Here is a 25450-nt window from a genome sequence, read left to right as displayed (position 1 = left end):
GGGCAACCCCGGCCCCGGGGCGCAGGCCTTTGTCGCCGGGGCAGGTATCCGGCTATGGTCCGGGGTACGGATCAAGGAGAGCTGGCATGACCCGACCGACACCCCTGGACGCGGAACGGACCTACCATCGCTGCCCACCGGAGCAGCTCGAGTTCGACACCACCGAAGAGCTGGAAGAACTGGAACTCCCCTGCGGCCAGGACCGGCTGCTGCGCGCGCTGGAATTCGGTGCGGGCATACGCAGCGCGGGTTTCAACCTGTTCGTGCTCGGCCCCGAGGGCAGCGACCGGCACGACCTGGTGCGCCGTTTTCTCGCCCGCCGCGCGGCCAGCGAGGCGGTCCCGCCGGACTGGTGCCATGTCTTTAATTTCGACCGGCCGGAACGCCCCCACGCGATCCGTCTGCCGGCCGGCGAAGGACGTCAGCTGCGCGATGATCTCGAGAACCTGGTCGAGGAGATGCGCACCAGCATCCCTGCCGCCTTCGAGAGCGACGAATACCAGGGGCGGCTGCGGGAACTGCAGGAGGAGATGTCCGAACGCCAGAACGAAGGCGTCCGCGAGGTCCAGGAGGAGGCCAACAAGCACGACATCGAGCTGGTCAGCACCCCCGGCGGCTTCACCTTCGCGCCCGTGCGTGACGGCGAGGTCCTGGACCCGAAGGAGTACGAGAAGCTGTCGGAGGAAGAACGCGAGCGCATCGAACAAAAGGCCGAGAAACTGCAGAAACAGCTGCAGCAGGCCATCCAGCAAGTGCCCCGCCTGCGCAAGGAGCTGCGGGAGAAGGTCCACTCGCTGAACGAGGAGATGGTGCAGCTGACCCTCGGCGGCCCGATCCGCGAACTGAAGGAGAAATGGGCGCACCTGCCGCGGGTGGTGGAACAGCTGGACGCCATCCACGGGCACGTGGTGGAACACGCGGAGATCTTCCGTGGCGGCCACGACGAACACGGCGGGCAGGATGGGCAGAGCGGGCAGGATCACGCGCCCCCGGAAGCGATGCTGGCCCGCTTTCGCGCCAATCTGCTGGTGGACCATGCGGAAACCGAAGGGGCGCCGGTGATCTACGAGGATCTGCCCAATCACCAGCATCTGACCGGCCTGATTGAACACCACGTGCACAACGGCGCGCTGTACACCGACTTCTCGCTGATCCGCGCCGGTGCCCTGCACCATGCCAGCGACGGCTACCTGATCCTCGACGCCCGGCGAGTGCTGGTGCAGCCAATGGCGTGGGACAGCCTGAAGCGCGTGCTGTTCTCCGGCGAGATCCGCATCGAATCGCTGGAGCGGCTCTACGGCCTGGTCAGCACGGTCAGCCTGGAACCCGAGCCGGTCCCGGTATCGCCCAAGGTGGTGCTGGTGGGCGACCGCCTGCTGTACTACCTGCTGTCGCATTACGACCCGGACTTCGCCGAGCTGTTCAAGGTCGAGGCCGACTTCGAGGACGACCTCGAGCGCGACGAAGCCGGTTACGCCCTGTACGCGCGCATGCTCGCCAGCATGGCGCGGCGCGACGAGCTGCGCCCGCTGGACCGCGGCGCCGTGGCCCGCACCATCGAACACGCCAGCCGTCTGGCCGGGGACCAGACGAAACTCACCGCTCACGACCGCACCCTGCGCGACCTGCTGATGGAGGCCGACCACTGGGCGCGTCAGGCGGAGGCCGAAATCATCGGCGCCGCCCACATCGAACGCGCGATCGAGGAACGCATCGAGCGTTCGGCACGCGTGCAGCGGCGCAGCCTGGAACAGATCCGCCGCGGCACGGTGATGATCGCCACGGAAGGCAGGCAGACGGCCCGGGTCAACGGGCTGTCCGTGATGCAGCTGGGCAGTCACCTGTTCGGACGCCCGATGCGCATCACCGCGACCGCGCGGCCGGGCAAGGGCCAGGTCATCGACATCGAGCGCGAGGCCAGACTGGCCGGGCCGATCCACAGCAAGAGCGTGATGATCCTTTCACGCTTTCTCGCCAGCCGTTACACCGGGGATGCGGAGCTGTCGCTGTCGGCCAGCCTCGCCTTCGAACAGTCCTACGGCGGGATCGAGGGCGATTCCGCCTCGGTGGCCGAGATCTGTGCCCTGCTGTCGGCCATCGCGCGGATCCCGCTGAAACAGGGGCTGGCGGTCACCGGCTCGGTCAACCAGCACGGCGAGGTCCAGGCGGTCGGCGGGGTCAACGAAAAGATCGAGGGGTTCTTCGATGTCTGTCGGGAAGCGGGCGAGATGAACGGCCACGGCGTGCTCATCCCCGCCAGCAACGTGGAGCACCTGATGCTGCGCCGCGACGTGCGCGAAGCCGTGGCCGCCGGCCACTTCCGCGTGTACCCGCTACGCACGGTAGACGACGCCGTTGCCCTGCTCGCCGAGATGCCCCCCGGGGAAGCGGACGCCGATGGCGAGTTCCCGGCGGAGAGCTTCAACCGCGCGGTCGCCGACCGGCTGGCGACCTTCGCCCGCCTTGCGCGGCATCGCCGGCACGACGACGCGGGCGCCGAGGACGCCGGACCCGTTCCTCGGGACGAGGACGATGACTGACCCCGCGGGCACCCAGCCGCCCCCGGCGGCGGAGGCCGGGCGCATCCTGGTCCTGCTCGACGCCTCGCACGCCAGCCAGGCCGCGCTCGAGGCCGCGGCGACCCTGGCCGCCACGCTGCAGGGCGAGCTGCAGGCGATCTTCGTCGAGGAGGCCGATCTGCTGCGCAGCGCCGCCTACCCCTTCACCCGCGAGATCGGTTCGCTCTCCGGGCAGCCGCGGCCGCTGGAAACCGGCCCGCTGGAGAACCGCCTGCGACGGCGCGCCGCCCACCTCCGCCGTGCGGCCGAACAGGCCGCCGTGCGTGCGAGTATCCGCTTCTCGCTCGAGGTCCGCCGTGGATCGGTGCGCCGCGAGGTACTCGCGCTGACCACCCCCGGTGATTTCCTCGTGCTGGGCAAGATCGGATGGTCGGCCGCGACCGGCAACCGCCTGGGCTCCACCGCCCGCAGCCTGGTCCATGAAGCCCCGGGACGGGTCCACCTCACCGGAACCCGGCCGACACGTCCCGACAGCCCGGTCCTGGTGGTGGTCGATGCCCCGGAGACCGCGCACGATGCGCTCGCCTTCGCCCGCGCCCGAGCCCGCCAGCAAAGGCGCCCCCTGACCGTGCTGCTCGTCCCGCTGGACGACCTCGACGCCGCGCGGGAGCGGGACCGGGCCCTGAGCGAATGGGTGGCGGCCGACGACCTTCCGGTACGGGTTCACTCGCTGCGCTCGAGCGCTCCCCGCGAGCTGCTCCGCGCACTGGAGCGTCAGCCGGCGGCCGAAGTGGTGCTCGGCCGCCGCAGCCCGCTGCTGGCCGGCCCGCAGGGCGACGCCCTGCTCGGCGCTCTCGAGCCCCCGGTCACCATCACCCCCTAAGGGAAACACTGATCCATGTACACGCTCGCGTGCTACCCTTCGCGACCGTTTCACCAGCGATACCGGAAGGCCATGAAATACTTTCGCGCGATCAGCGTGATCGAGGGCATCTCCCTGATCACCCTGCTGTTTGTCGCCATGCCGCTGCGCACCTACGCGGACATGCACATGGCGGTCACCTGGGTCGGCTGGATCCATGGCATCCTGTTCCTGATCTATGCGGCCGCCACGGTGGTGGCCAGCCACATGCGCGGCTGGTCGGTGCTCAAGTGGCTGCTGGTCCTGGCAATGGGCGTGGTGCCCTTCGGGTTCCTGTACGTGGACTGGATGATCCGGCGCGAGCTGCAGCGCGGCTGACGGTCCGCGCGCGAGCGGAGGTGAGCGTGGACAACACCATCGAAGTGGAAGGCCTGGTCCGGGATTTCGCCGGCACCCGCGCGGTGGACGAGGTCAGCCTGCAGGTCCCCGCCGGCCATGTGCTCGGGCTGCTGGGCCCGAACGGCGCCGGCAAGACCACCACGGTGCGCATGCTGGCGACCCTGCTGTCCCCCACCGCCGGACACGCGCGGGTCGGCGGCCTCGATGTCGTCGACGAGGCGGCGCGGGTGCGCGAGATCATCGGCCTGACCGGCCAGTACGCATCGGTGGACGAGAAGCTGACCGGGCGCGAGAACCTGATCCTGATCGCCCGCCTGCTGGGCATGAAACGCGCCGCGGCCCGGGCCCGCGCCGACGAGCTGCTGGCCGACTTCTCCCTGCGGGACGCCGGGCACCGCCCGGTGCAGACCTATTCCGGCGGCATGCGCCGGCGGCTGGATCTGGCGGCCAGCCTGGTCGGCCGCCCGCGCATCCTGTTCCTCGACGAACCTTCCACCGGACTGGACCCGCGTGCCCGCCGCGACCTGTGGGCGCGGGTACGCCGGCTGCAGGACGCGGGCACCACGGTGCTGCTGACCACCCAGTACCTCGAGGAGGCCGATGCACTGGCCGATTCCATCGTGGTGCTGGATCAGGGCCGCGTAATCGCCGAGGGCACGGCCGCGGAGCTGAAGGCCCGGGTCGGCACGCGCACGCTGTTCCTGCGCCTGGCGCGGGCGGACCAGGCGGATGCGGCCGCCCGCCAGGTGGCCGCCCTCACCGGCAGCGACCCGCATGTGGAAGGCGAGACCCTCAGCGCACCGGTGGCCGAGGCCTCGCTGCTGCCGGCGGTGCTGCGCGAACTGGATGCCACCGGGATCGAGGTCGCGGAGCTGGGCCTGCGCAGCGCCAGCCTGGACGACGTGTTCCTTACACTCACCGGGCAGACCGGAAGCACCGACGCGCCGGCCGATGCCGCCGGGGACAGCGGGGAGGATGCCGCATGAATGCCCTCGACCAGACCCTCGCGCTGGCCTGGCGCAGCCTGGTGCAGGTGCGCCGCAATCCGTGGGAGCTGGGGGACTACTCCATCCAGCCGATCCTGTTCCTGGTGCTGTTCCTGTTCGTGTTCGGCGGGGCCATCGCCGGCTCGCCGGATGACTACCTCGCCTTCGTGCTGCCGGGCGTGATCGTGATGAACATGCTGTTCGTCACGGTGTATGTCGGCCACGGCCTCAACACCGACCTGACCCGCGGGGTGTTCGACCGCTTCCGCGCCCTGCCCATCCCGCGCTGGGCGCCGCTGGCCGGCCGCATCCTCGCGGACGTAGTGAAGCAGGTGCTGTGCATCGCCCTGCTGCTGATCGTGGGCTACCTGCTGGGCTTCCGTCTGGCCACCTCCTTCGGCCATCTGCTGGTCATGGTGCTGCTGGTGCTCACCTTCGCGGTGGCGTTCTCCTGGGTGATGGTGCTGGTCGGCGTGCTCGCCCGCGACCCGGAACACGTGCAGCTGTTCGGCTTCACCGCGCTGTTCCCGGTCACGTTCGTCAGCTCGGCGTTTGTCCCGGTGGAGACCATGCCCGAGTGGCTGCAGGGCTTCGTCCAGGCCAACCCGGTATCGCTCCTGACCGAGGCCGCGCGCGGGCTGATGAACGACGACGGAGCGGTCGCGGCCCCGGCGCTGGCATCGCTGGCCTGGGCGGCGGGGATCGCGGCGGTGTTCGCGCCGTTATCCGTATGGGTGCTCAACCGCCGGCTGGCGCGCGGCTGAGCCCCGGCGGGCGCTACGCCCGCAGGTGGCCGGACACAAAAAAGGCCGCCGCACGGATGCGACGGCCCAAAGGCCCCGTGTGATGGGGTGTGCGGGTTCAGTAGACGGGTACCAGCGCGTAGCCCTGGTTCTGGTAGCCCATCACCGCGATGAATCCGCTGCGAACCGGCTTGATCGGCTCCAGGATGGTGTCGTTGTCCACGCCGTAGGCGCGGGTGGCGGCCGAGCAGACTTCCATCTGCACGCCCAGCTCATCCAGCCGGTCCACTGCCTTCGCGATCTCCTCCAGGGTCTCCGCGTGGTCGATGTCCACCTCCGGCTCCGGATCGGTGGTGATGAACTTGACCGCCTCGGCGATGAACACCATGCGCAGGTCGGGCTCCACGCCCTCCTTGAGCAGGTTCTCGTGGTTGGTGGCAATGCCGCGCAGGTACGCCAGCATCACGTCCGGATCGGACTTGCGCATGTCGTAGACCGCCCGCATGGTCTCGATCCCCTGCGTGGCCTCACGGTTGTCCAGGCCCTCGTCGTCGGCGGCCGCCGGCACGGCCAGACCGAGCGGCAGGACGCAGGCGAAAAAGATGCTCAGTATCGTTTTTTTCATGTGGTCTCCTCCTCCTGGTGGTTTTCCGGTTCTCTTCCCGGGGTCAGTAGATCGGGATCACCGCATAGCCCTGCGCCTGATACCCGGTCAGCGACACGAAGGTATTGCGTACGGGATCAATACCCGGCAGAAGGTTGTGGTTCTCCACGCCAAACAGGCGCGTGGCCACCGAACAGGCCTCCATCCGCACGCCCTTCTCCCGCAGCGCGGCGATGTGCTCCTCGATCGCGTCCAGATGCTCGAACTGCGTCAGTTCGAACCGCTCGCGGTCCTCGCTGACCATGGTCACCGCCAGCCCGCGGAAGGCGAGGATCATGTCCGGCTCCACGCCCTGGTCGGTGAAGTCCTCGTGGGTCTCGCGGATCACCGTCAGGTAAAGCGCCAGCCCCTCGGGGTCGCTGTTGTTGAGATCGAACACCACGCGCCCGGTTTCGACGCCCTCCAGCGCCTTCGCGTCGGTGGGTTCAGCGCCGGCTTCGGCGGCGGACACCGCCAGCATTGGCCAGGCGGCCAGCGCCAGCAGCAACGGCAGTACGGCCATTCTTTTCATCATCATGCGTTCTCCCGGGTGGTGTTGCGAGGCGGATCCATCGCAATCGCCCGCCATGCCGCCTCCTGCATGTCGGGCAAAAAGTCGGACAGGGGCCGGTCCAGCACGCCATCGAGGTACAGGTGCAGCAGGCGGATGGCTCCGCCGAAGGCCACGGTGGCCGCCACCGGCACCTCCATCGGCCGCAGCTCGCCGGCCGCCATGCCCTGCTCGATGCATTCGCGCATGCGCTGGAACGGCTGCGACGAACACACCGGCGGTTCATCCGGCAGGAACTCCCGATGACGCGACTCCAGCACGAAGCGCATGGTTTGCGGGGCCTGTGCGGTGGTCTCGAACAGAAAGGCGATGATCCCGTCGCAGCGCGTGCGGCAGTCCTGACTCTCCTCCATCACCTGCTGCAGCCCGGCGTCCATGCGCTGCAGCAGGTCGTCGTACAGCGCCTTGGCCAGGGCCTCCTTGTTGCCGAAGTGGTGATAGATCGAACCAATCGACACCCCGGCCTGGCGGCGGATGTCGTGGATGGAGGTATTGAAATAGCCGTCGGTGCTGAAGCGCTCCAGCGCAGTGTCCAGAACCAGCTTGCGCAGGGTCTCCCCGCGTACGACCTTTCCGGGACTGGCAGTCATCGACGCCTCACTAAAACGAACGTTCGTTCTAATCTACACCCGCAATGCGTCGGGGGAAAGACCCGACCCGGCTCAGCCGGTCGTGAACCGCTCCGGCGGCGGCTGCGGGATCGGAACGTCCTCGACCTGCAGATCGTCCACCCGGGCCTGGCGCGGGCCCTCCTGCAGCCACGTCCCGAGCCGGTCGAGGGCCTCGGGCGAGCCCACCGCCAGCACCTCCACGCTGCCGTCGGGGAGATTGCGGGCATGGCCGGTCAGGCCCAACGGGCGCGCCTGTTTCTGCGTGGAGGCGCGGAAGAACACGCCCTGCACCCGGCCGCTGACACGCCAGCGGCGGGCCCGGTTATCATTGGCCTCAGTCATGAATCCTTCACCTCCGGAGTCCGTGCATGTCCGAATCGCCACGCCCTACGCTGTACCACAACCCGCGCTGCAGCAAGTCCCGCGCCGCGCTGGCCCTGCTGCGTGAACGCGACATCGAGCCGGAGATCGTCGAATACCTGAAGACCCCGCCGGATGCCGACACCCTGCGTGCAATCCTCACGCGACTGGGCCTGGGCCCGCGGGATGTCCTGCGCACCGGCGAGGCCGAATACCGCGAACAGGGCCTGAAGGACGCCGAGCTGGACGACGAGGCGCTGATCCGGACCATGGTCGAACACCCGAAACTCATCGAGCGCCCGATCCTGGTCCACGGTGACGCCGCACGCATCGGCCGGCCGCCCGAACAGATCCTGGAGATCCTGCCGTGAGCGCCGCCGTGGAAGTCCTGGTGCTGTACTACAGCCGCTACGGCGCCACTGCCGAACTGGCGCGCCACGTGGCCACCGGCGTGGAGCAGTCCGGGGCCACCGCCCGGGTACGCACGGTCCCGCCGGTGACCACCGGCACCCCCGGCGACACCCCGGCGGTGCCCGACAGCGGCCCGCCCTGGGCCGAGACCCGCGATCTGGAAGAATGCGCCGGGCTGGTGCTGGGCTCGCCGACCCGCTTCGGCAACATGGCCGCGCCGCTCAAGCACTTCCTTGATGGCACCAGCGGGCTGTGGGCCAGCGGCGGCCTGGTGGACCGCCCGTTCGGGGTATTCACCAGCACCGCCACCCAGCACGGCGGTCAGGAGACCACCCTGCTGACCATGGCGCTGCCGCTGATCCATCAGGGCATGCTGTGGGCCGGAGTGCCGTACACCGTGCCGGAACTCTCCGCGACCACCACCGGCGGCACACCCTACGGCGCCAGCCACGTGGCCGGGGAACGCGGCGAGGCGCCGGTCTCGCGCGAGGAACAGCGCATCGCCAGCGCGCTGGGCGAGCGCGTGGGGCGGCTGGCGCAGCGGCTGCAGGCCGCAGAGGGCCAGGGAGGCGGCAAGGCATGAACCTCGTGGCCCTGTTCCGCTGGATGACCCTGATCGGGTGGTTCGGCCTGTTCGCCACCCTGCTGGCTTTCACCGGCTGGCTGCAGCCGCCGGAGGCCCTGCCGCGCGCCCTCGCCCTGGCGATCCTGCTGGTGCCGCTGCTGTTCCCGCTGCGCGGGATCCTGCATGCGCGCCGCTACACCCATGCCTGGGCCAGTCTGCTGGCGCTGGCCTACATCACCCTCGGGATCACGCTGGCGTCGGTCGCCAGCGACCGTCTCTACGGTGCGCTGGTCACGGGCTTCAGCCTGGCCTGGTTCGCCGGCTGCCTGCTGTTCGTGAAGCTGGACGCGCGCCGCGCCCGCGCGGCTCAGTCGGCGGCCGAACGCGCCAGCTGATCGCGCACGAAGGGGATGGTCAGGCGGCGCTGTTCGGCCAGCGCCGCCAGGTCCAGGCGTTCCAGCAGGGCCAGCAGCGCGGCAACATCCCGCCGGTGGTGGCGCAGCACATAGGCGGCCACCGCATCCGGCATCTCCAGGCCGCGCCGCCGGGCGCGGTCCACCAGGATGCGCCGTAGATCCTCCTCCTCCGGGGGCTCCAGGCGGAATACCGGCCCCCATCCCAGGCGGGAGCTCAGATCCGGCAGGGTCGCGCCCATGTCGTCCGGCGGCTCCGGCGCCGCCAGCAGCACCCGGCAGCCAGCATCGCGCAGACGGTTGAGCAGGCCGAACAGCGCCTCGTCCCAGGCCGGCGAACCGACCACCGCCGCAAGGTCATCCAGCGCCACCAGCCCTGCACGCTCCAGCCCGTCCAGCACCGCCGCGGGGGGCGCCGTGGCCAGTTCCGCCAGCGGCAGGTAGGCGGCCCGGTCGCCGCGTTCATGCGCCACGTGGCAGGCGGCCTGCAGCAGATGGGTCTTGCCGGTCGCGCCCGGCCCGTGCAGATAGACCTGCGGCTGGCTCAGTCCGGCGTTGCGCCCCAGGCTCTCGACGGTGTCGCGCGCGATCCGATTGGCCTCGGCGTGGTATTCCACAAAGCGCGATGCATCGCGCAGCCGCAGGTCCAGCGGGAGCTGGGCCACGTCGGTGTCGACGCTGGCAGGATCTCGGGTCACGGGTCGGCATCCCCTCCGGGGGCGGGCTGATTGAGCGCGCGATAATGCGCCAGCGCGTGGCGCACCGCAACGGCCAGCACCGCCGCCACCGGCAGGGCCAGCAGCACCCCCACGAACCCGAACAGCTGCCCCCCGGCCAGCACGGCGAAGATCACCGCCACCGGGTGCAGCCCGGTGCGGTCCCCCACCAGCCACGGCGTCAGCCAGACCGATTCGAGGACCTGCGCCACCGCGAAAATCGCCCAGACGACCAGCAGCAGGACCCAGCCGTCGCCGGCGAACAGCACTGCAGCGCTGGCCAGGGTAATACCAACGATCACGCCCACATACGGGATGAAACTCACCACACCCGCGATCACGCCGATGGCCAGCCCCAGCTCCACGCCCGCCAGCGACAGGGCCACCGCATAGAACAGGCCCAGCGAAACCATCACCAGCAGCTGCCCGCGCAGGAACGCACCCAGCACTTCGTCGGATTCGCGCGCGAAGGTCTCCACCGGGGGCCGCCAGCCCAGCGGCAGCAGGTCATGCAGGCCGTCGATCAGGCGCGGCCAGTCGCGCAGCAGATAGAAGCTCACCACCGGGATCAGCACCAGGTTGAGCACGCCCATCACCAGCGCGGTGGTGGAACTGCCGATCCAGTGCAGCGCGCCGCCGGCCAGCCCGCCCGCCTCCTGCCAGTGGCGCGCCACCATGTCCTGCACCGCCTGCGGATCCAGCGCCGGGATGCCGTCGCCGACATGCCGCTCCAGCCATGGCCGTGCCTGCTGGTCGAACCAGGCCATGATCTCCGGCAGGAACAGGAACAGGCGCTCCAGCTGGGCGGCCACCAGCGGGATCAGGACCAGCACCACCGCCGCCAGCAGCAGCATCACCAGCAGGGAGATGACCAGCGTGGCCACCGTGCGCGAGGTATTCAAACGCACCCCCAGGCGGGTCACCAGCGGGTTGAACAGGTAACCCACCAGCAGCGCGACCAGAAATGGCATGAGAATGGGCGCCAGCAGATACAGCGCGCCGGCCACGACCAGCAGCCCCAGCAGGGCGGCCACGGTGGCGGCGGATACGTTCCCCGGGACCGGGCCACCGGGGGGCAGGGTTTCTGTGGCGCTCATCGGATCCTCCCCCGGATCAACGCACACCCAGCCACAGTGCAGCGTCGGGGAGTCCGGCCTCTTCCCGTTCCTCCTCCCCGGCCGCAGGGAAACCCGCTTCCTGCAGCACTTCGCCCAGGGCCTCGGCATCCAGCCCCGTCCGCAACCGCAGGGTCAGGGCGGCCCCGCCCAGCGAGTCCAGCTGCACGCGTTCGATGGCCTCCATGCCGCCCAGCCGGGCACGCAGCTGGCGAAAACCGTCGAAACCCGCCACCCCGGTAAAGCCCACCGTGATCCACTCGGGTTCGTCCGGCACCCGCGCCAGGTCAGCGCCCATCCGGTCCAGCGCGGTGGCGGTCGCCCGACGCGCGGCCGCCGGGGCATCCGCGCCGGTGGCCTCGGCACGGTATTCGCGGTCCCGGTGCACCAGCAGGGCCCGCGCGCGGGTCTCGCTTTCCGCCGGTCGCAGGTGCAGCAGGATCAGGCCGTCCGGACCGTAGCGCCCGGCCGCCTCGAACAGCGGCTCGGTCACGCGTCCGACGATGTCGCTGATGCGCGCCTCGCGCCGGTCCTGCAGATCCCCCAGTGGGAACAGCAGCGGCATGTCCCGCTCGCCAGCCAGGGTCTCCAGTGCGGCCAGCACGCCGGAGTCCTCCCCGACGGACGCGGTGCCCAGCAGGTCACGCCGGCCGCCGGCCTCCTCCGCCGCCCACACCAGCAGGGACGGACGCGAGCCGACAAGCATCGGAACGGCGGCGTCGCGCAGCGACCGGCGCAGGGCAGTCCGGTCGAACTCCAGGCGATAGCCGCCCGCGTCGCGCGCCTGCTGGCGCTCCAGCGCCGCCGGCAGTTCGTCATCGTCCGGGGTCTCGCGCAGCTGGTCGGCGAGCGCCCGCACCGCGTCGGAATCCAGCCCCGCCACCCGCACCAGCGCCGCGTGGAGCCCTTCCGCCAGCGCCGCTTCGCGCTCTTCGGCATCGCTCTCCACAACCAGTGTCCCCGCCCCCGCGGCGTGTGGCAGCAGAGCGATCAGCCACAAGGAAAGGAGCAGGGCGACAGCGGAAATGGAACGCGACACGGCGGGCATGGGACTCACGGGCAGCAGGCAGACAACACGGTGCTCAACATAGCACAGCGCCCGCCGTCGGCGCGCCGCCCGCGCTTTGCACGCCCCGGCACGGGCGGCTAACATGCGCGGGTTAAATGCGCGCCTGCCCGCGGGCAGCGTCGCGGCCCGCCAGAAGGCCCTTTTCCGGGAACGTTGCCCATGTCCGAATCCTCTTCCGGTCTGACCTATCGCGAGGCCGGCGTCGACATCGCCGCCGGGTCGGAACTCGTCGAACGCATCAAGCCGCACGCGCAGCGCACCCTGCGCCCCGAGGTCCTGGCCGGCCTGGGCGGTTTCGGCGCGCTGTTCGAACTGCCCGTCGATCGCTACCGCCAGCCGGTGCTGGTATCCGGCACCGACGGGGTCGGCACCAAGCTGCGGCTCGCCCAGCAGACCGATCGTCACGACTCGATCGGCATCGATCTGGTGGCGATGTGCGTGAACGACATCATCGTGCAGCGCGCCGAGCCGCTGTTCTTTCTCGACTATTACGCCACCGGCCATCTCGACATCGACATCGCCGGCGATGTCATTACCGGCATCGCCGAGGGCTGCGAGCAGGCCGGCTGCGCGCTGATCGGCGGCGAGACCGCCGAGATGCCCGGCATGTACCAGGGCGAGGACTACGACGTCGCCGGCTTCGCGGTCGGCATCGCGGAGAAGGATCAGCTGCTGGACGGCAGCCAGGTGGCCGCGGGCGACGTGATCCTGGGGCTGGCGTCCAGCGGTCCGCATTCCAACGGCTACTCACTGATCCGGCGGGTGCTGGAACACGTGCAGGCGGACCTCGACGCGCCGCTGCCGGGCGGCGACGGCGAGACCCTGGGCGCGGCCCTGATGGCGCCCACCCGCATCTATGCCCGGCCGCTGCTGGAACTGATGGCGCGGCATCCGGTGCATGCGGCGGCCCACATCACCGGCGGTGGCCTGACCGAGAACCTGCCGCGCGTGCTGCTCTCGGAGACCCTGCATGCGCGCATCGACACCAACGCCTGGCAGTGGCCGGCGGTGTTCCGCTGGCTGCAGCAGCAGGGCGGCATCGCCGACGAGGAGATGCTGCTGACCTTCAACTGCGGCATCGGCATGACGCTGATCCTGCCGGAAGCGCACGTAGATGCGGCCACCACCGAACTGGCGGCCGCCGGCATTCCCGCCTGGCCGATCGGCGTGGTGGCCGAGTGCGCGGAACACGAACCCGGCGTGGTGTACACCGCGGGATGACAGGCATGGCCCCGCAACGCCTGGTCGTGCTGATTTCCGGGCGCGGCAGCAATCTCAAGGCCCTGATCGACGCCTGTGAACGCGGCGAGATCAACGGCCGGGTGGTCGGCGTGATCAGCAACCGCCCCGACGCCGGCGGACTCGAGTTCGCGCGCGCCCGAGGCATCCCGGAACAGGTCCTCAACCACCGCGACTACACCGGGCGCGAACCGTTCGACGCGGCTCTGGCCGAAGCCATCGAGGCGTTCGAACCGGACCTGGTGCTGCTGGCCGGGTTCATGCGCATCCTGACCCCGGGATTCGTGGAACGCTTTACCGGACGGTTGCTGAACATTCACCCGTCGCTGTTGCCGAAGTACCGCGGACTGGACACCCATGCCCGCGCCCTGGCCGACGGCGAGACCGAACACGGCGCCAGCGTGCACTTCGTCACGCCGGAACTGGACGGGGGACCGGTTATCATGCAGGCACGGGTCCCGGTTCTGGCCGACGACACCGAAGCCTCCCTGAGTGCGCGCGTGCAGCAGGCCGAGCACCGCCTCTACCCCGCAGCAGCCGGGCTGGTGTGTTCAGGGCGGATTCAGTGGTCGGAACCCACGATCCGGTACGATGGCGCCCCGCTGGAGGCGCCCCTGCAGCTCGATCACGAGGTGACTCCCCATGCCCCAGGTGAATCGTCCTGACGCCGCCCGACGGCGTTTCACGGCGCGGTTGCTGACCGGTCTCGTCCTGGCGCTGGCCGCGGTCCTCGCAACGGCGGTCCCGACCGCCGCCCCTGCCGCCGACAGCAACGCGGACCCGGCGGACGCGTCGCGGATCCCGCCGTTCACCGCCAGCTTCGAGGCCACGGCCATGGCCAGCACGCTGAATGCCTCCATGAGCCTCAACCACGAAGACCTCCGCACGCGCATGGCAATGGATGCCCACGTGACCGGATTCCTGCGCGTACTCGGGCGTTTCGAACTCAGCCGCGAATCGCTGCTGAACACCAACGGTTCCGGCCTGCACCTGATCTCGTCGCGCTCCCACCAGGTCACCCCGCGCGACGAGCGTAAAGTCGAAACCCGCCTGGACCACGAGGAACAGCAGGCCATCGGCCACATCGACAGCGAGCGGTTCACGCTCGACGTGCCCGAAGGCACCCTCGACTTCCTTGGCTCGCTGTACATGATGATGCAGCAGCTGGAAACCGGCGAACTGGACGTCACCGGCGACACCGTCCGAATCCGCACCCTGGAGCGCGACCGCCTGCGCGAATACGAATTCCGCCGCGACGGCGAGGAAACCGTGGACTCCGGCATCGGCTCGCTGGACACCGTGCGCGTGGTCCGCCGCAGCGACAACGGCGATGTCGAACTCGCCGCCTGGTTCGCCCCGGACCTGAACCACATCCCCGTGCGCTTCGACTACGAAGCCGGCGGGCGCGTGTTCGAACTCGAACTCACCGCGCTGGAATGGCACGAACCCATCATCGACCTGACCGAAGACCCCAATCCGTGAGCACATCCATGAGCGAAACCTTCGACCTGGCCATCATCGGCAGCGGCCCCGGCGGTTATCGCGCCGCCGTCCTCGGCGCCCTGCGCGGACTCTCCGTCGTCATCATCGAGAAGGATACCTGGGGCGGCTGCTGCCTCAACCGCGGCTGCGTGCCCAAGAAGGACTGGTACCACACCGCGCGCACCGTGGCCGCCCAGCGCCACTTCGAGGGCCGCGGCATCCGGGGCTCGCTGAGCGCGGAGATGGACCCGGCCTGGGACCATCAGAAAGAGGTCGTGACCTCGGTGCGCGACTCCTACCTGGAGTACATGAAGCACCTGAAGATCCAGTACCGCGAGGGCACCGCCCGCTTTCGCGACGCCAGCACCCTGGAGGTCACGGGCGCCGACGGCAGCGAGACCCTGGAGGCGAAGCACACCATCATCGCCACCGGCGCCACCGCCACCGTGCCCGCACCGTTCGAGGCCGTCCCCGGGCGGGTGATCACCACCGACATGCTGTTCGACGAGCGCCCGCCGCAGGGCCGCCGGGTCGCCATCATCGGCTCCGGCGTGGTGGCCACCGAATTCGCCTTCATCTTCTCCATGCTTGGCAAGGAAGTGACCTGGCTGACCCGCTCGAAACCCCTGAACGGCCAGAAGTTCAGCCCCCAGGCCCTGTCGACGCTGAAGGACAAGCTGGGTGAGAACGGCGTCGAGCCGATCCGGGTGAAGGGCTACGAGAGCGTGGAGACCACCGATAACGGCGTCGTCATCACCGATCAGGACGGCGGACGCCACGAGGTCGACTGGGTCCTGCTCGGTACTGGCCGCACGCCGCATACCGCGGACCTGAACCTGGAGGCCGTCGGCGTGCAGACCGACGCGCGGGGTTTCGTGCAGCGACGCGCCACCCTGCAGACCGACGTCGACCACATCTATGCCATCGGCGACGTCGCCAGCGAATGGCAGACCGCCAACCACGCGCTGGCCGATGCCACCATCGCGGTGGAGAACATCCAGACCGGCAACACCCGCGAGCAGGACGAACGCTACGTGCCGATCGCCATCTATTCGGCGGTGGAGATGGCGCGTCTGGGCATGGACGAGGACGATGCCGAGGACGAGGAACTGGAACCCGCGGTCGGTTTCGCCGCGTTCGAGACCTCGCCACGCGCCCTGGGGCAGGACGAGCCCGAGGGCTTCGTCCGCCTGATCGGCGACATGGACACCGGCGGCCTGCTGGGCGGCGAGGTCATCGGCGGTGACGCCGGCGAGCTGATCCACATCCTGTCGCTGGCCCCCGATCGCGACACCGCGCTCAACTGGATCGCGAAGGGCCAGTGGAACCACCCGGCCCGCGCCGAGGAATTCCTCAACGCCACCGAGACCCTGGCCTCCAAGTGGGGCCTGAAGGCCGAGATCTTCGACCTGTGACCCGCCGGCCGGCGCCCGTCGCCGGCCGGCCGTCTCAATCCCCGCGACGCGTCATCCGCACCTCATGTTCGTGCGGATAGCGCGCCGCATGGAAGCGGCCCTCCCAGGTGTCCGCATCCAGGCGTTCGAGCTCCAGGTGGTAACTCTCCTGCTGGTCCGGGGTCGGGTTCCACACCAGTTCCACGCGTTCCCCGTCTGCGGCAAGCGCCACCGAATCCAGATCACCGCTGGCGCCGTCCAGCCCGGGCCCGCGGGCATTGCCCATCAGGAAATCGCCCTGCGCACGGGTCTCGCCACGGCCATGGAACACGCTGAAATACGCCAGCGGCACGTCACCCTCGACCAGCGCCGCACGCCACGAACCCTGCAGTGCACCGGCGGGCTGACCGCCCTTGCCGTACTCGGCATCCCGGGCGTCCTTCCCGGCGTCGTCCGGGTCGTCCGGAGCGGCATCCGGGGCCGCATCCGGGGCGTCACCTTCCTCCAGCCAGGGCGGGGGCGGACGCCGATCCACCGCCCACGCGGTGCGGATCTGCGCGTCCGGCCCGACGCTCAGGCGCTGCCAGATCGCCTCCAGCTCGTGGTCCATCAGGTCGCCGTCGCGCAGCAGGATATCCACGCTGCCCGGCTCCTCCAGCCCGACCTCCACCACCGCTTCGGCGAAGGGTTCGGCGAAGCCGACGCTCTCGCGGGCCTCCAGCTGTCCCGGCCGGGTATCCAGCAGGGACCCCAGCAGGAATGCCGGGGCCGGAGCGCCTTCCGGCGATGACGACAGCGATGGCGGGACGAAATCCCACAGCCCCTCGCCGTTGTCACGCCACTGCGTGACCCGGTCACCCAGCGGTTCGGGATCGGTGCAGGCCTGTTCAAGGCAGCGGGCCTGTTCGATGGCCGATGCGTCCAGGCTCCGGCGCGAGGCCGCGACCACGTGCCCCGGGAACCCCTGGATCGGGCTCATCACCATGCGCCAGGAGACCCCGTCCCACGCCCCGCCGTCGTTACCGTCGCCGGCGTCCTCGTCCGAAGGTTCAAAACGGTCGATCTGCACGAAATGCAGATCCCGCATCCGCCCGGGCGGACTACCCTCCATCCACTCGAAGCCCGCCTGCATCCGGTAGCGCGCGGGTTCCGCCGGCCCCTCGTGGCCCTCCAGCAGCAGGACGGGCACGGTCCACGGCCCGGCCCGTTCTAACGGCCGCACCGATTCGCGTTGCTCGGGCGGCAGGCGCTCGCGCAGCAACTCCGGGACCTCCTCGCTCGCGAAGCGCTGGTAGCCCTCCGCCTCCACGAAATCAGTGGCGGCCTCGCCCATGTCCTGCGGCGGTCCGGCCACCGCGCCCCCCGCCGCCAGCCCGACGAACGCGGCCACGATCCCCGCGTGCCGTACGGGTCCGCGCTGTCTCCGGGTTGAATCCTGCATGTTTCTCCCCTCCCTTCAGGTGATGCCGGTTCATACTGCCGGAACCGTATCGCCGACGCCCCCCATGAGCGGAGAGGAACCGACCGCTGCGAACGGGTTCTCGCACTCGCCCCCGGAATACGCGAGACTTTCATCACACTCAGCCAGGCGCGTGAACCAGGGCATGACGACTCCCCCCATCGGTGACGGCGATGCTCCGCAGACCTCGATCGCAGGCGAGGAGCGTTTCCGCACGCTGTTCGAGCTGTATCCCGACGCCACGGTGCTGATCGATCCAGAAACCAGTCGGCCGACCGAATTCAACCGGCTGGCCCACGAGCAGCTCGGTTACACCGCCGAGGAGTTCCATCGCCTGCGCATCACCGATTTCGACGCGCAGAAGACCCCGGAAGAAATCGCCGAACACATCGAACGGATCCTTGTGCAGGGACGGGATGACTTCGAGACCCGACACCGCCGCAAGGACGGCCGGATCATCGACGTACGGGTCTCGGTGGTGCTGCTGACACAGGAGGAGAAGCCCCTGTTCCTCGCGGTCTTCCGCGACACCTCCCGGGTGAAGGAGGCCGGTCGGGCGCTGGAGCGCAGCCGCGAGCGCCTGGCCCTGGCCACGGAGTCGGCCGGCCTGGGGATCTGGGACTACGACATGGCCAGCGGCCACCTGGAATGGGACGACGGCATGTTCCGCCTCTACGGCATCGACCCCGCCGAATTCGGGAATGCCTTCGAGGACTGGGCCGAGGCACTGACCCCGGATTCCCGGGAGACAGCCGTGGCCGCCTTTGAAGCCGCCGTTGAATCCGACGCACCATTCGACCTCCGGATCACCATTCGCCGCGCCGATGACGGGACCATCCGCACCCTGCACGGTCAGGCCCAGGTCATCCGGGATCACGCCGGCCGGGCCATGCGGGTCGTGGGCGTCAACCGCGACATCAGCGAGGAGGAGGCCAACCGCCAGCGGCTCGCCGCCGAGGAAGCGAAATTCCGTGGCCTGTTCGAGCTCTCGCCGGTCGGCATCGCCATGAACGACTTCGCCACCGGTGAATTCCTCGATTTCAATGCCGCCATTAATGAGCCCGCCGGCTATACGCGCGAAGAATTCCTGCAGCTGAGTTACTTCGAGGTTACTCCCGAAGAATACATGGCCGACGAACAGGCCATGCTCGAATCGATGCAGCGCACCGGCCGCTACGGGCCGTTCCAGAAGGAGTACATCCGCAAGGACGGCTCGCGCTACCCGGTCCTGCTCCACGGCTTTAAGACCACGGCACCGGACGGGCGCGAGGTGATCTGGTCGATCATCCAGGACATCTCCGATATCGAACGGACCCGCCAGGAACTGGAAGATGCACGCAACCAGTTTGCCTCGCTGGTGGAGAACATTCCCGGGATCACCTTCCGCTGCGTGTACGATGACGCCTGGACCATGCTCTTCATGAGCCGGGCGGCCGACCCGCTGACGGGTTATGACGCAGCGGAGGTGATCAATAACACCGTCGTCTCGTACGCACAGCTGATCCACCCCGACGATGCCGACCGGGTCGCGCAGACCATCGCGGAGGCGATCGCCGACGACCGGCCGTGGGAGACCCTGTACCGGATCCGGCATCGCGACGGCTCCATTCGCTGGGCCCAGGAACGGGGCATCGCCGTGCGTGACGAACAGGGCGGGGTCGCCTGGCTGGACGGTTTCATCCTGGACATCACCGAACAGAAGCAGGCCGAGGCCCGCGCCGCCGAGATCGAGTCGACAACGCGTCGGCACCGGGCGGCCGTGGACGCCATCGCCCATACCATTGCCGCAGAAGATAATGTCGGTGCGATCCTGGAGACCACCTGCCGCAGTCTGGGCGAGGCCCTGGGTGCCGACCGGGCGCTGGTCTACGAAATCGATTTCGAACGCGAGCTGGTCACCGGCCGGGAGGAATGGCTCAATCCCGAACGGCCTGCCATCACGCCGTCGATCGGCACCTACCCGCTGGCAGTATTCGGCAACGGCTTGCGCGAGATGCGTAACCGCCAGGGCTGGATGAACAGCCATGCAGACGCGCCCCACCCGAGCCTGGTTGCGGACGGCGCGACCGGCATCCTGCACGACCAAATGGGTATCGGAACCCTGCTGTGGTATCCGTTCGGTTTTCGCCAGAGCGGTTTCCATCTGCTGGTCCTCAACTGGCTGGACCGTCAGCCGGAACCGGACGAACAGCAACTCGGTTTTCTCGCCTCGGTTGCCGGCCTGGTCGAGCTGGCGCGGAACAAGATCCGCCTGCTGGAAGAACAGCAGCATGCGCAAGAACAGTACGAGGTCCTGTTCCGCGAGCTGCAGGACGGCTTCGCTCTGCACGAGATCATCTGCGACGACGACGGGAACCCGGTGGATTACCGTTATCTCGCGGTCAACCCCGCATTCGAGCAACTCACCGGACTGAAAGCCGAAATGACGGTCGGCCGGCGTGTGCGCGAAATCCTTCCCGGGGTCGAATCACACTGGATCGAAAACTTCGGACGCGTCGCACTGACCGGGGAGAACTGCAGCATCGAGGATTATGCCGCCGAGCTTGGGCGGTACTTTTCCACCACGGCCTTCCAGCCGGAGCCCGGACGTTTCGCCTGTCTGATCCGCGACGTCACCGACCGCCGGAAAGCGGAACAGGCCCTGCGCGAATCCAGGGAGCGCTTCGCCGGCATATTCGAGCAGACCCGCAGCGGGGTGGCGGTCTACCGCCCGGTGGACGACGGCGAGGACTTCGTGTTCATCGACTACAATCCCGCGGCGGCGCAGATGGACCGGACCACCCGCGACTCGGTCATCGGACATCGGCTCACCGAATGCTTCCCCGGTGTCCGCGAGATGGGGCTGTTGCAGGCCTTCCAGCGGGTGGCGCGGACCGGGGAGCCGGAGCTGCTGCCGATCTCCCAGTACCACGATGAGCGCATCGCCGGCTGGCGCGAGAACCGGATCTTCCGCCTCTCCTCCGGCGAGATCGTCGCGGTCTACGATGACCTCACCGAGATCAAGCAGGCCCAGCAGCAGTCCGAGCAGGCACGCGAGCAGGCGGAGCGGGCCAGCCGCGCCAAGAGCGAGTTCCTGGCCAACATGAGCCACGAGATCCGCACGCCGATGAACGCGGTCATCGGCCTGAGCCAGCTGCTGGAACAGACCGAGCTGGACGCGAAACAGCGCGATCAGGTGCACAAGATCCAGCAATCCTCGCGGATGCTGCTCGGCCTCATCAACGACATCCTCGACTTCTCCAAGATCGAGGCCGGCCAGCTGGAGCTGGAAGCGCGCGACTTCAGACTCGGCGAGGTGGTCGAGCAGATGGCGACGCTGTTCGGCGAGAAGGCCCACGCCGGGGGACTGGAGCTGCTCTACGACATCCAGCCCGACCTTCCGCGCGCCCTGGTTGGCGACGACCTGCGCCTGTCCCAGGTGCTCGGCAACCTGCTCGCCAATGCGACCAAGTTCACCGAGCGCGGCGGGACGGTGGAGCTCGGGATCCGTGCGGCCGGGCCGGTGACGGATGCTCAGGCCAGCCTGCGCTTTTTTGTACGCGACACCGGTATTGGCATGAGCGAGGAGCAGCTCGCCCGGCTGTTCCGCCCCTTCAGCCAGGCCGACACCTCCACCACCCGCAAGTATGGCGGCACCGGCCTGGGACTGGTGATCACCCGACGCTTGGTGGAGGCCATGGGCGGCGAGCTGGAGATGGAGTCGGTCCCCGACGAGGGCAGCACCTTCGCCTTTACCCTGACCCTGCCGCTGGGCCAGGACCGACAGGCGATTGTCGAGTGCCCCGAGACCACGGGCCGCCGGGTGCTGGTCGTCGACGATCAGGCCAGCGCCCGTCAGATGATGCGCGAACTCCTGCACCACTGCCATTACCTCACCGAGGAGGCCGACAGTGGCGAGACCGCCGTGGAGCAGGTGGTGGCGGCGGAACGCCGCGGCGAGCCGTTCGACTTCATCCTGATGGACTGGATGATGCCGGGCGGCATGAATGGCAGCGAGACCTGCGAAGCCCTCGAGCGCCTGCGCCAGCGCGGCGAACTGAAGCAGACGCGGCCCCCGATCCTGATGGTCAGTGCCTACGCCCGGGATGAAATCACCCTGCCTGAAGGGCTGACCACCGACTACCTGGCCAAGCCGATCACCGCCTCATCACTCTACGATGCCCTGGTGCGGGCAGAAGGTGGCGGCCCCCCTGATCGTGCTCCGCAGGCAGCCCGGGTGCCGAAGCTGGGCGGCCATCGAGTGCTGCTGGTGGAAGATAACGAGATCAACCAGGAAGTGGCCAGAGAGCTTCTTGAAAAAACTGGCGCCCGCGTAACCACAGCCGACAACGGCGCCGAGGCGGTCGAGGCCGTGCGCGCGGAGAAGCCCGATCTGGTACTGATGGATCTGCAGATGCCCGTAATGGACGGTTTCGATGCAACCCGGAGCCTGCGGGCCGATGGCTACACGGGCCCCGTTCTGGCCCTCTCGGCGGCGGTCATGGAAGAAGACCGCCAACGCGCGCGGGATGCCGGGGTCAACGGACACCTCGGCAAACCCGTCGACAGCACCGAACTCTACGCCGCACTCGCGACCCATCTCGACGCATCCACAACGGAGCCCACGCCCGGCGCAGAAGAGGAAGACTCTTCCTCCCCTGCTCTTCCCGCCACGCTGCCGGGCTTCGACCCGGCAAGGGGCCTGCGGCATTTCGGCGGCGATGCGGCCCTTTACTCCCGGCAGCTGCACAACTTCCGGGACCGACTGGTCTCTGATTACGAGCCGCTGATCGACCACCTGCGCGCCTCGCGGGACGACGAGGCGCACCGGCTCGCGCACAACCTGAAGGGGGTCGCCGGTACCCTCGCCGCCACGACCCTGCAGTCCCTGGCCGAACAGATCGACCGCCTGATCAAGGACGGCGACCCGGTGTCCGCCGGGCTCATACATCGGCTGGAAACCGCATTCCGGGAAGCCGCGCAATCGCTCGCAGACCTTCCCGACATTGCACAAGACAATGCGGCTGGTTCGATGCACGCGGTCGCCACCCTGCGCCAGCAACTGGAAGCCAGCGAACTGATCGAAGAGGAAACCCTGCGCGAGGCCCTGGCATGGCTGCGGGGTCGCGGTCTGGACTGCGAGAGACTGGAAGCGCAGGTACAACGCATGGCATTCGATGAGGCCCTGCAAACCCTCGACGAGCTGACACCCGGGCAGGGGCCTGATCAAGGAAACATTACATGAACCACGATGAACCGAAGCCGACCCTGCTGCTGGTCGACGACGAGCCGACCAACATCCAGGCGCTGGGACACCTTTTGAAAGACGATTACCGCATTCGGGTTGCGAACAACGGCGAGAAGGCCCTGGCGCTGGCCGCAGAGGGTGCCCCGGAGCGCCCCGACCTGATCCTGCTGGACATCCAGATGCCCGGGATCGACGGGTACGAGGTCTGCCGACGTCTGAAGGAAGACCCGCACACCAGCGACATTGCCATTATCTTCGTCACGGCGCTCGACGACGCGCGCGACGAAGAGCACGGACTGAACCTGGGCGCGGTGGACTACATCGCCCGGCCCTTCAATCCGGCCATCGTCCGCGCCCGTGTGAACACGCACGTGAAGCTCAAGCGCAGGACCGACCTGCTGGAACAGTACGCAATGCTCGACGGCCTGACCGGCATTCACAATCGCCGCTATTTCGACGAGCACCTGGACCGGGAGACCCGCCGCAGTCAGCGCGCCGGGGAACCCCTGTCACTGATCATGCTCGACATCGACCACTTCAAGGGCTTCAACGACCATTACGGGCATGGGGCCGGGGATCGCTGCCTGCAGAAGGTCGCTGAAACACTTGCGCGGACGCTGAACCGGCCCGGGGACACCCTGTGCCGTTATGGCGGCGAGGAATTCGTGGCCCTGCTCCCCGGGGCGCCGACATCCGGTGCGCTGGAGGTCGCCGAGAGGTTGAGGAGCGCGGTCGAGGAACGGGCCCTTGCGCATGAACATTCCAGCGCGGGCCCGGTGGTGACCGTAAGTCTGGGGGCGGCGACGTTCGATCCCGCCGGGGAGCCCGGCGCCGACATGGAGTCGTTGCTCGCAAGGGCCGACGCGGCCCTGTACCGGGCGAAGAACGCCGGCCGCAACCGCTACTGCGGGGGCTGATTATTCCCCGGCGACGGTCATCGACTCGATCAGGATGGAGCCGGTGCGGATGTTCCCGCGATAGTCGACATCCGAGCCGGTGGCGACGATGGCGCGGAACATGTCCTTTAGGTTGCCGGCGATGGTGATCTCCTCCACCGGGTGCATGATCTCGCCGTTTTCCACCCAGAACCCGGCCGCGCCGCGCGAGTAGTCGCCGGTCACCGGGTTCACGCCCTGACCGATCAGCTCGGTCACCAGCAGCCCGGTGCCCATCTCGCGCAGCATGCCCGGGGCGTCCAGCGTCCCCGGACGCACCGTCACGTTGCGCGCGCCTCCGGCGTTGCCGGTGGTCTCGCGGCCGAGGCGCCGGGCGGCGTAGCTGTCGAGGGTGTAGCTGCGCAGCACGCCGCGATCCACCAGCGGCCGGTTGCGGGTCTGCACGCCCTCGCCGTCGAACGGGGCGCTGCCGAGGCCGCGCGGGGTCAGCGGGCGCTCCTCGATGCGCATCCATTCGGGAAAGATGCGTTCGTCCAGGGCATTCAGCAGGAACGAGCTCTCGCGGAACTGGGCCGGGCCGGAGATCGCGCGGGTGAAACTGCCGATCAGGGTGCGCGCCATCTCCGGGGCGAACAGCACCGGGCAGCTGCGGGTGGAGAGCTTTTCTCCGCCCAGCCGGCGCACGGTGCGCTCCGCCGCCTCGCGCCCGATGTCCTCGGGGATACCCAGATCGGCGGCGCGGCGGCTGACGCTGTAGGCGTAGTCGCGCTGCATGCCGTCATCGCCACGTGCCACCAGGGCACAGGAAAGCGAATGGCGGGTGCTGCGATAGCCGCCCATGAAGCCCTGGGTGTCGCCGAGGAAGGCCATCGCGCGGCGGGTATTCACCGAGGCGCCTTCGGAGTTCTCGATGCGCGACTCGGTGTCGAACCCGGCCTGTTCGGTGCGCTGCGCCAGCTCGGTGGCCTGCGCGATGGACAGCTCCCAGGGGTGATCCAGGTCCAGATCTTCCCAGTCCACCGCCTTGAAGGCGATCGACGGCATGCCGGCATACGGATCCGGCTCGGTGTAGCGCGCGATGCGGCAGGCCGCCGCGACGGTATCCAGCAGGGCCTGCTCGCTGAAATCGGTGGTCGATGCCGCGCCTTTGGACTGGCCAAAGTGCGCGATCAGCGACAGGTTCTGGTCGCGTTCGTGCTCCAGGGTCTCGATCTCGCCCTTGCGCACCCCCAGGTCCAGGCCCACGCTGTGGCTGACGACCACCTGAGCATCGGTGGCCCCCTGCTTCTTTGCCTCTTCCAGCGCCTGCTGCACGCGGGCGCGCAGGGATTCGGGGCTGTGCGAGAGCGCCTGGGCGGCGGCTTCCGGGGTCTCGACTGCGGGACGTTGACTCATGCGGATTCCGGTCCGTTTTCGATTTGGGGGAGAGAAAAACCACGGGGTCCGCGCCCGCCCCTGCCGGGGGCGGACCCGGACCCCGTGCGGAAGTCGGGCTAGACGCGGGTGCCGTGCTTGTGGACCGCGCCGACGTTACCCCAGCGCTCGAGGTCATCCACGTGCACGCCGACCCAGTAGAGCATGCCGACGCTGTCACGGGTCCAGCCACCGATCAGGTCCTGGCCCTCGCCCAGATTGACGTGACGGGCGAATTCCTCGGCCTTGTCGCGGGCCCGGAACACGTGCCACTGAACGACCTTGTCGTGGCCGTGCCCTTCGGGGAGGGAGCGTTCCTGTTCCAGAAAATCGGTATTCATGCGGCTCTCCTTTTCT

The 25450-nt window shown here is 68.8% G+C and carries 24 protein-coding genes; 14 read left to right on the top strand and 10 right to left on the bottom strand.

What is annotated here, in order from left to right; genetic code table 11:
• The first annotated feature begins 86 nt into the window (after positions 1–86).
• The 5 genes from G020_RS0102395 (at position 87) to G020_RS0102375 (ending at position 5530) form a co-directional block, all read left to right on the top strand.
• On the top strand, positions 87–2540 hold the full coding sequence (locus G020_RS0102395; RefSeq protein WP_024328513.1) for a Lon protease family protein: 2454 nt from the start codon (positions 87–89) through the stop codon (positions 2538–2540).
• Entirely contained in the window at positions 2533–3402 is an 870-nt protein-coding gene (locus tag G020_RS0102390; RefSeq protein WP_024328512.1) for a universal stress protein, read from the top strand. The genes G020_RS0102395 and G020_RS0102390 overlap by 8 nt, the downstream gene beginning before the upstream one ends.
• A 72-nt stretch (positions 3403–3474) precedes the next feature.
• Positions 3475–3759, top strand: coding sequence for a DUF3817 domain-containing protein (locus G020_RS0102385; RefSeq protein WP_024328511.1), 285 nt, complete (start codon positions 3475–3477; stop codon positions 3757–3759).
• Between the two features lie 26 nt (positions 3760–3785).
• Positions 3786–4766 carry a daunorubicin resistance protein DrrA family ABC transporter ATP-binding protein gene (locus tag G020_RS0102380; protein ID WP_024328510.1) on the top strand — a complete coding sequence of 327 codons (981 nt, stop codon included), beginning with the start codon at positions 3786–3788 and terminating at the stop codon, positions 4764–4766.
• A complete protein-coding gene (locus tag G020_RS0102375) occupies positions 4763–5530 on the top strand; it encodes an ABC transporter permease (protein ID WP_024328509.1) in 768 nt (255 codons plus the stop codon). Before G020_RS0102380 ends, G020_RS0102375 begins: the two co-directional genes overlap by 4 nt.
• 97 nt (positions 5531–5627) lie before the next feature.
• Here the strand turns inward: G020_RS0102375 and G020_RS0102370 are convergent, their stop codons facing one another.
• From G020_RS0102370 to G020_RS0102355, 4 genes are all read right to left on the bottom strand, one after another.
• Complete coding sequence (locus G020_RS0102370) at positions 5628–6134, bottom strand: DsrE family protein (protein ID WP_024328508.1); 507 nt, start codon at positions 6132–6134, stop codon at positions 5628–5630.
• 43 nt (positions 6135–6177) lie between these two features.
• Positions 6178–6684: a DsrE family protein gene (locus tag G020_RS0102365; protein WP_024328507.1), complete on the bottom strand. Its 507-nt coding sequence runs from the start codon at positions 6682–6684 to the stop codon at positions 6178–6180.
• Between the two features lie 2 nt (positions 6685–6686).
• Positions 6687–7313: a TetR/AcrR family transcriptional regulator gene (locus G020_RS0102360; protein WP_018946503.1), complete on the bottom strand. Its 627-nt coding sequence runs from the start codon at positions 7311–7313 to the stop codon at positions 6687–6689.
• A gap of 72 nt (positions 7314–7385) precedes the next feature.
• On the bottom strand, positions 7386–7676 hold the full coding sequence (locus G020_RS0102355; protein ID WP_018946504.1) for an acylphosphatase: 291 nt from the start codon (positions 7674–7676) through the stop codon (positions 7386–7388).
• Between the two features lie 26 nt (positions 7677–7702).
• Here G020_RS0102355 and arsC point away from each other — a divergent pair, with 26 nt between their 5' ends.
• The 3 genes from arsC to G020_RS0102340 are packed head-to-tail and all read left to right on the top strand — an operon-like array spanning position 7703 to position 9065.
• On the top strand, positions 7703–8065 hold the full coding sequence (gene arsC, locus G020_RS0102350) for an arsenate reductase (glutaredoxin) (protein WP_024328506.1): 363 nt from the start codon (positions 7703–7705) through the stop codon (positions 8063–8065).
• Entirely contained in the window at positions 8062–8688 is a 627-nt protein-coding gene (gene wrbA / locus G020_RS0102345) for an NAD(P)H:quinone oxidoreductase (RefSeq protein WP_024328505.1), read from the top strand. Before arsC ends, wrbA begins: the two co-directional genes overlap by 4 nt.
• Positions 8685–9065, top strand: a complete 381-nt coding sequence (locus G020_RS0102340; protein WP_018870111.1) for a DUF2069 domain-containing protein — start codon at positions 8685–8687, stop codon at positions 9063–9065. Before wrbA ends, G020_RS0102340 begins: the two co-directional genes overlap by 4 nt.
• On the opposite strand, the gene hda is transcribed toward G020_RS0102340, so the two are convergent.
• Genes hda through G020_RS0102325 form a run of 3 tightly spaced genes read right to left on the bottom strand, consistent with a single transcriptional unit; the run spans position 9038 to position 11962 of the window.
• Entirely contained in the window at positions 9038–9781 is a 744-nt protein-coding gene (hda, locus tag G020_RS0102335) for a DnaA regulatory inactivator Hda (RefSeq protein ID WP_024328504.1), read from the bottom strand. The two genes, G020_RS0102340 and hda, sit on opposite strands and share 28 nt — an antisense overlap.
• Complete coding sequence (locus tag G020_RS0102330) at positions 9778–10896, bottom strand: AI-2E family transporter (RefSeq protein WP_024328503.1); 1119 nt, start codon at positions 10894–10896, stop codon at positions 9778–9780. Before G020_RS0102330 ends, hda begins: the two co-directional genes overlap by 4 nt.
• A 16-nt stretch (positions 10897–10912) precedes the next feature.
• Positions 10913–11962 carry a DUF2066 domain-containing protein gene (locus tag G020_RS0102325; protein ID WP_024328502.1) on the bottom strand — a complete coding sequence of 350 codons (1050 nt, stop codon included), beginning with the start codon at positions 11960–11962 and terminating at the stop codon, positions 10913–10915.
• Between the two features lie 180 nt (positions 11963–12142).
• On the opposite strand from G020_RS0102325, the gene purM reads away from it, so the two are divergent.
• Genes purM through G020_RS0102305 form a run of 4 tightly spaced genes read left to right on the top strand, consistent with a single transcriptional unit; the run spans position 12143 to position 16119 of the window.
• The gene (gene purM, locus G020_RS0102320) at positions 12143–13204 is read left to right on the top strand and encodes a phosphoribosylformylglycinamidine cyclo-ligase (RefSeq protein ID WP_018946510.1); all 1062 of its coding nucleotides are present in this window, start codon (positions 12143–12145) and stop codon (positions 13202–13204) included.
• 5 nt (positions 13205–13209) lie between these two features.
• The gene (purN, locus tag G020_RS0102315) at positions 13210–13887 is read left to right on the top strand and encodes a phosphoribosylglycinamide formyltransferase (RefSeq protein WP_024328501.1); all 678 of its coding nucleotides are present in this window, start codon (positions 13210–13212) and stop codon (positions 13885–13887) included.
• Positions 13865–14704 (top strand): DUF3108 domain-containing protein, encoded by an 840-nt coding sequence (locus G020_RS0102310; RefSeq protein WP_024328500.1) that lies wholly within the window; start codon positions 13865–13867, stop codon positions 14702–14704. Before purN ends, G020_RS0102310 begins: the two co-directional genes overlap by 23 nt.
• A gap of 8 nt (positions 14705–14712) precedes the next feature.
• Positions 14713–16119 carry an NAD(P)/FAD-dependent oxidoreductase gene (locus G020_RS0102305; RefSeq protein ID WP_024328499.1) on the top strand — a complete coding sequence of 469 codons (1407 nt, stop codon included), beginning with the start codon at positions 14713–14715 and terminating at the stop codon, positions 16117–16119.
• Positions 16120–16153: 34 nt separating this feature from the next.
• Here G020_RS0102305 and G020_RS0102300 read toward each other — a convergent pair whose 3' ends face one another.
• Complete coding sequence (locus G020_RS0102300) at positions 16154–17488, bottom strand: hypothetical protein (RefSeq protein ID WP_024328498.1); 1335 nt, start codon at positions 17486–17488, stop codon at positions 16154–16156.
• Between the two features lie 214 nt (positions 17489–17702).
• On the opposite strand from G020_RS0102300, the gene G020_RS0102295 reads away from it, so the two are divergent.
• Together G020_RS0102295 and G020_RS0102290 are read left to right on the top strand one after the other, a co-directional pair.
• Positions 17703–22781: a PAS domain S-box protein gene (locus G020_RS0102295; RefSeq protein WP_196800300.1), complete on the top strand. Its 5079-nt coding sequence runs from the start codon at positions 17703–17705 to the stop codon at positions 22779–22781.
• On the top strand, positions 22778–23701 hold the full coding sequence (locus tag G020_RS0102290; protein WP_024328496.1) for a diguanylate cyclase: 924 nt from the start codon (positions 22778–22780) through the stop codon (positions 23699–23701). The genes G020_RS0102295 and G020_RS0102290 overlap by 4 nt, the downstream gene beginning before the upstream one ends.
• Here G020_RS0102290 and pmbA read toward each other — a convergent pair whose 3' ends face one another.
• Both pmbA and G020_RS0102280 read right to left on the bottom strand, forming a co-directional pair.
• Complete coding sequence (gene pmbA, locus G020_RS0102285) at positions 23702–25075, bottom strand: metalloprotease PmbA (protein WP_024328495.1); 1374 nt, start codon at positions 25073–25075, stop codon at positions 23702–23704.
• Between the two features lie 98 nt (positions 25076–25173).
• Entirely contained in the window at positions 25174–25434 is a 261-nt protein-coding gene (locus tag G020_RS0102280; RefSeq protein WP_018946516.1) for a hypothetical protein, read from the bottom strand.
• Between the last annotated feature and the right edge of the window lie 16 nt (positions 25435–25450).

It is taken from the genome of Thioalkalivibrio sp. ALR17-21, assembly GCF_000420185.1.
Classification (GTDB): domain Bacteria; phylum Pseudomonadota; class Gammaproteobacteria; order Ectothiorhodospirales; family Ectothiorhodospiraceae; genus Thioalkalivibrio; species Thioalkalivibrio halophilus.
The sequence above is the reverse complement of the archived record's forward strand: the minus strand, read 5'-3'. Positions and strand labels throughout refer to the sequence as shown.

Bases quoted from the DNA above. Each gene is read 5' to 3' on its own strand.
- G020_RS0102375 (WP_024328509.1), top strand. From the start codon at position 4,763: ATGAATGCCCTCGACCAGACCCTCGCGCTGGCCTGGCGCAGCCTGGTG.
- G020_RS0102325 (WP_024328502.1), bottom strand. From the start codon at position 11,962: ATGCCCGCCGTGTCGCGTTCCATTTCCGCTGTCGCCCTGCTCCTTTCC.
- G020_RS0102370 (WP_024328508.1), bottom strand. From the start codon at position 6,134: ATGAAAAAAACGATACTGAGCATCTTTTTCGCCTGCGTCCTGCCGCTC.
- pmbA (WP_024328495.1), bottom strand. From the start codon at position 25,075: ATGAGTCAACGTCCCGCAGTCGAGACCCCGGAAGCCGCCGCCCAGGCG.
- G020_RS0102365 (WP_024328507.1), bottom strand. From the start codon at position 6,684: ATGAAAAGAATGGCCGTACTGCCGTTGCTGCTGGCGCTGGCCGCCTGG.
- G020_RS0102310 (WP_024328500.1), top strand. From the start codon at position 13,865: ATGCCCCAGGTGAATCGTCCTGACGCCGCCCGACGGCGTTTCACGGCG.
- G020_RS0102305 (WP_024328499.1), top strand. From the start codon at position 14,713: ATGAGCGAAACCTTCGACCTGGCCATCATCGGCAGCGGCCCCGGCGGT.
- G020_RS0102355 (WP_018946504.1), bottom strand. From the start codon at position 7,676: ATGACTGAGGCCAATGATAACCGGGCCCGCCGCTGGCGTGTCAGCGGC.
- purM (WP_018946510.1), top strand. From the start codon at position 12,143: ATGTCCGAATCCTCTTCCGGTCTGACCTATCGCGAGGCCGGCGTCGAC.
- G020_RS0102390 (WP_024328512.1), top strand. From the start codon at position 2,533: ATGACTGACCCCGCGGGCACCCAGCCGCCCCCGGCGGCGGAGGCCGGG.
- G020_RS0102295 (WP_196800300.1), top strand. From the start codon at position 17,703: ATGACGACTCCCCCCATCGGTGACGGCGATGCTCCGCAGACCTCGATC.
- G020_RS0102330 (WP_024328503.1), bottom strand. From the start codon at position 10,896: ATGAGCGCCACAGAAACCCTGCCCCCCGGTGGCCCGGTCCCGGGGAAC.
- G020_RS0102290 (WP_024328496.1), top strand. From the start codon at position 22,778: ATGAACCACGATGAACCGAAGCCGACCCTGCTGCTGGTCGACGACGAG.
- G020_RS0102340 (WP_018870111.1), top strand. From the start codon at position 8,685: ATGAACCTCGTGGCCCTGTTCCGCTGGATGACCCTGATCGGGTGGTTC.
- G020_RS0102360 (WP_018946503.1), bottom strand. From the start codon at position 7,313: ATGACTGCCAGTCCCGGAAAGGTCGTACGCGGGGAGACCCTGCGCAAG.
- G020_RS0102385 (WP_024328511.1), top strand. From the start codon at position 3,475: ATGAAATACTTTCGCGCGATCAGCGTGATCGAGGGCATCTCCCTGATC.
- G020_RS0102395 (WP_024328513.1), top strand. From the start codon at position 87: ATGACCCGACCGACACCCCTGGACGCGGAACGGACCTACCATCGCTGC.
- purN (WP_024328501.1), top strand. From the start codon at position 13,210: ATGGCCCCGCAACGCCTGGTCGTGCTGATTTCCGGGCGCGGCAGCAAT.
- G020_RS0102280 (WP_018946516.1), bottom strand. From the start codon at position 25,434: ATGAATACCGATTTTCTGGAACAGGAACGCTCCCTCCCCGAAGGGCAC.
- arsC (WP_024328506.1), top strand. From the start codon at position 7,703: ATGTCCGAATCGCCACGCCCTACGCTGTACCACAACCCGCGCTGCAGC.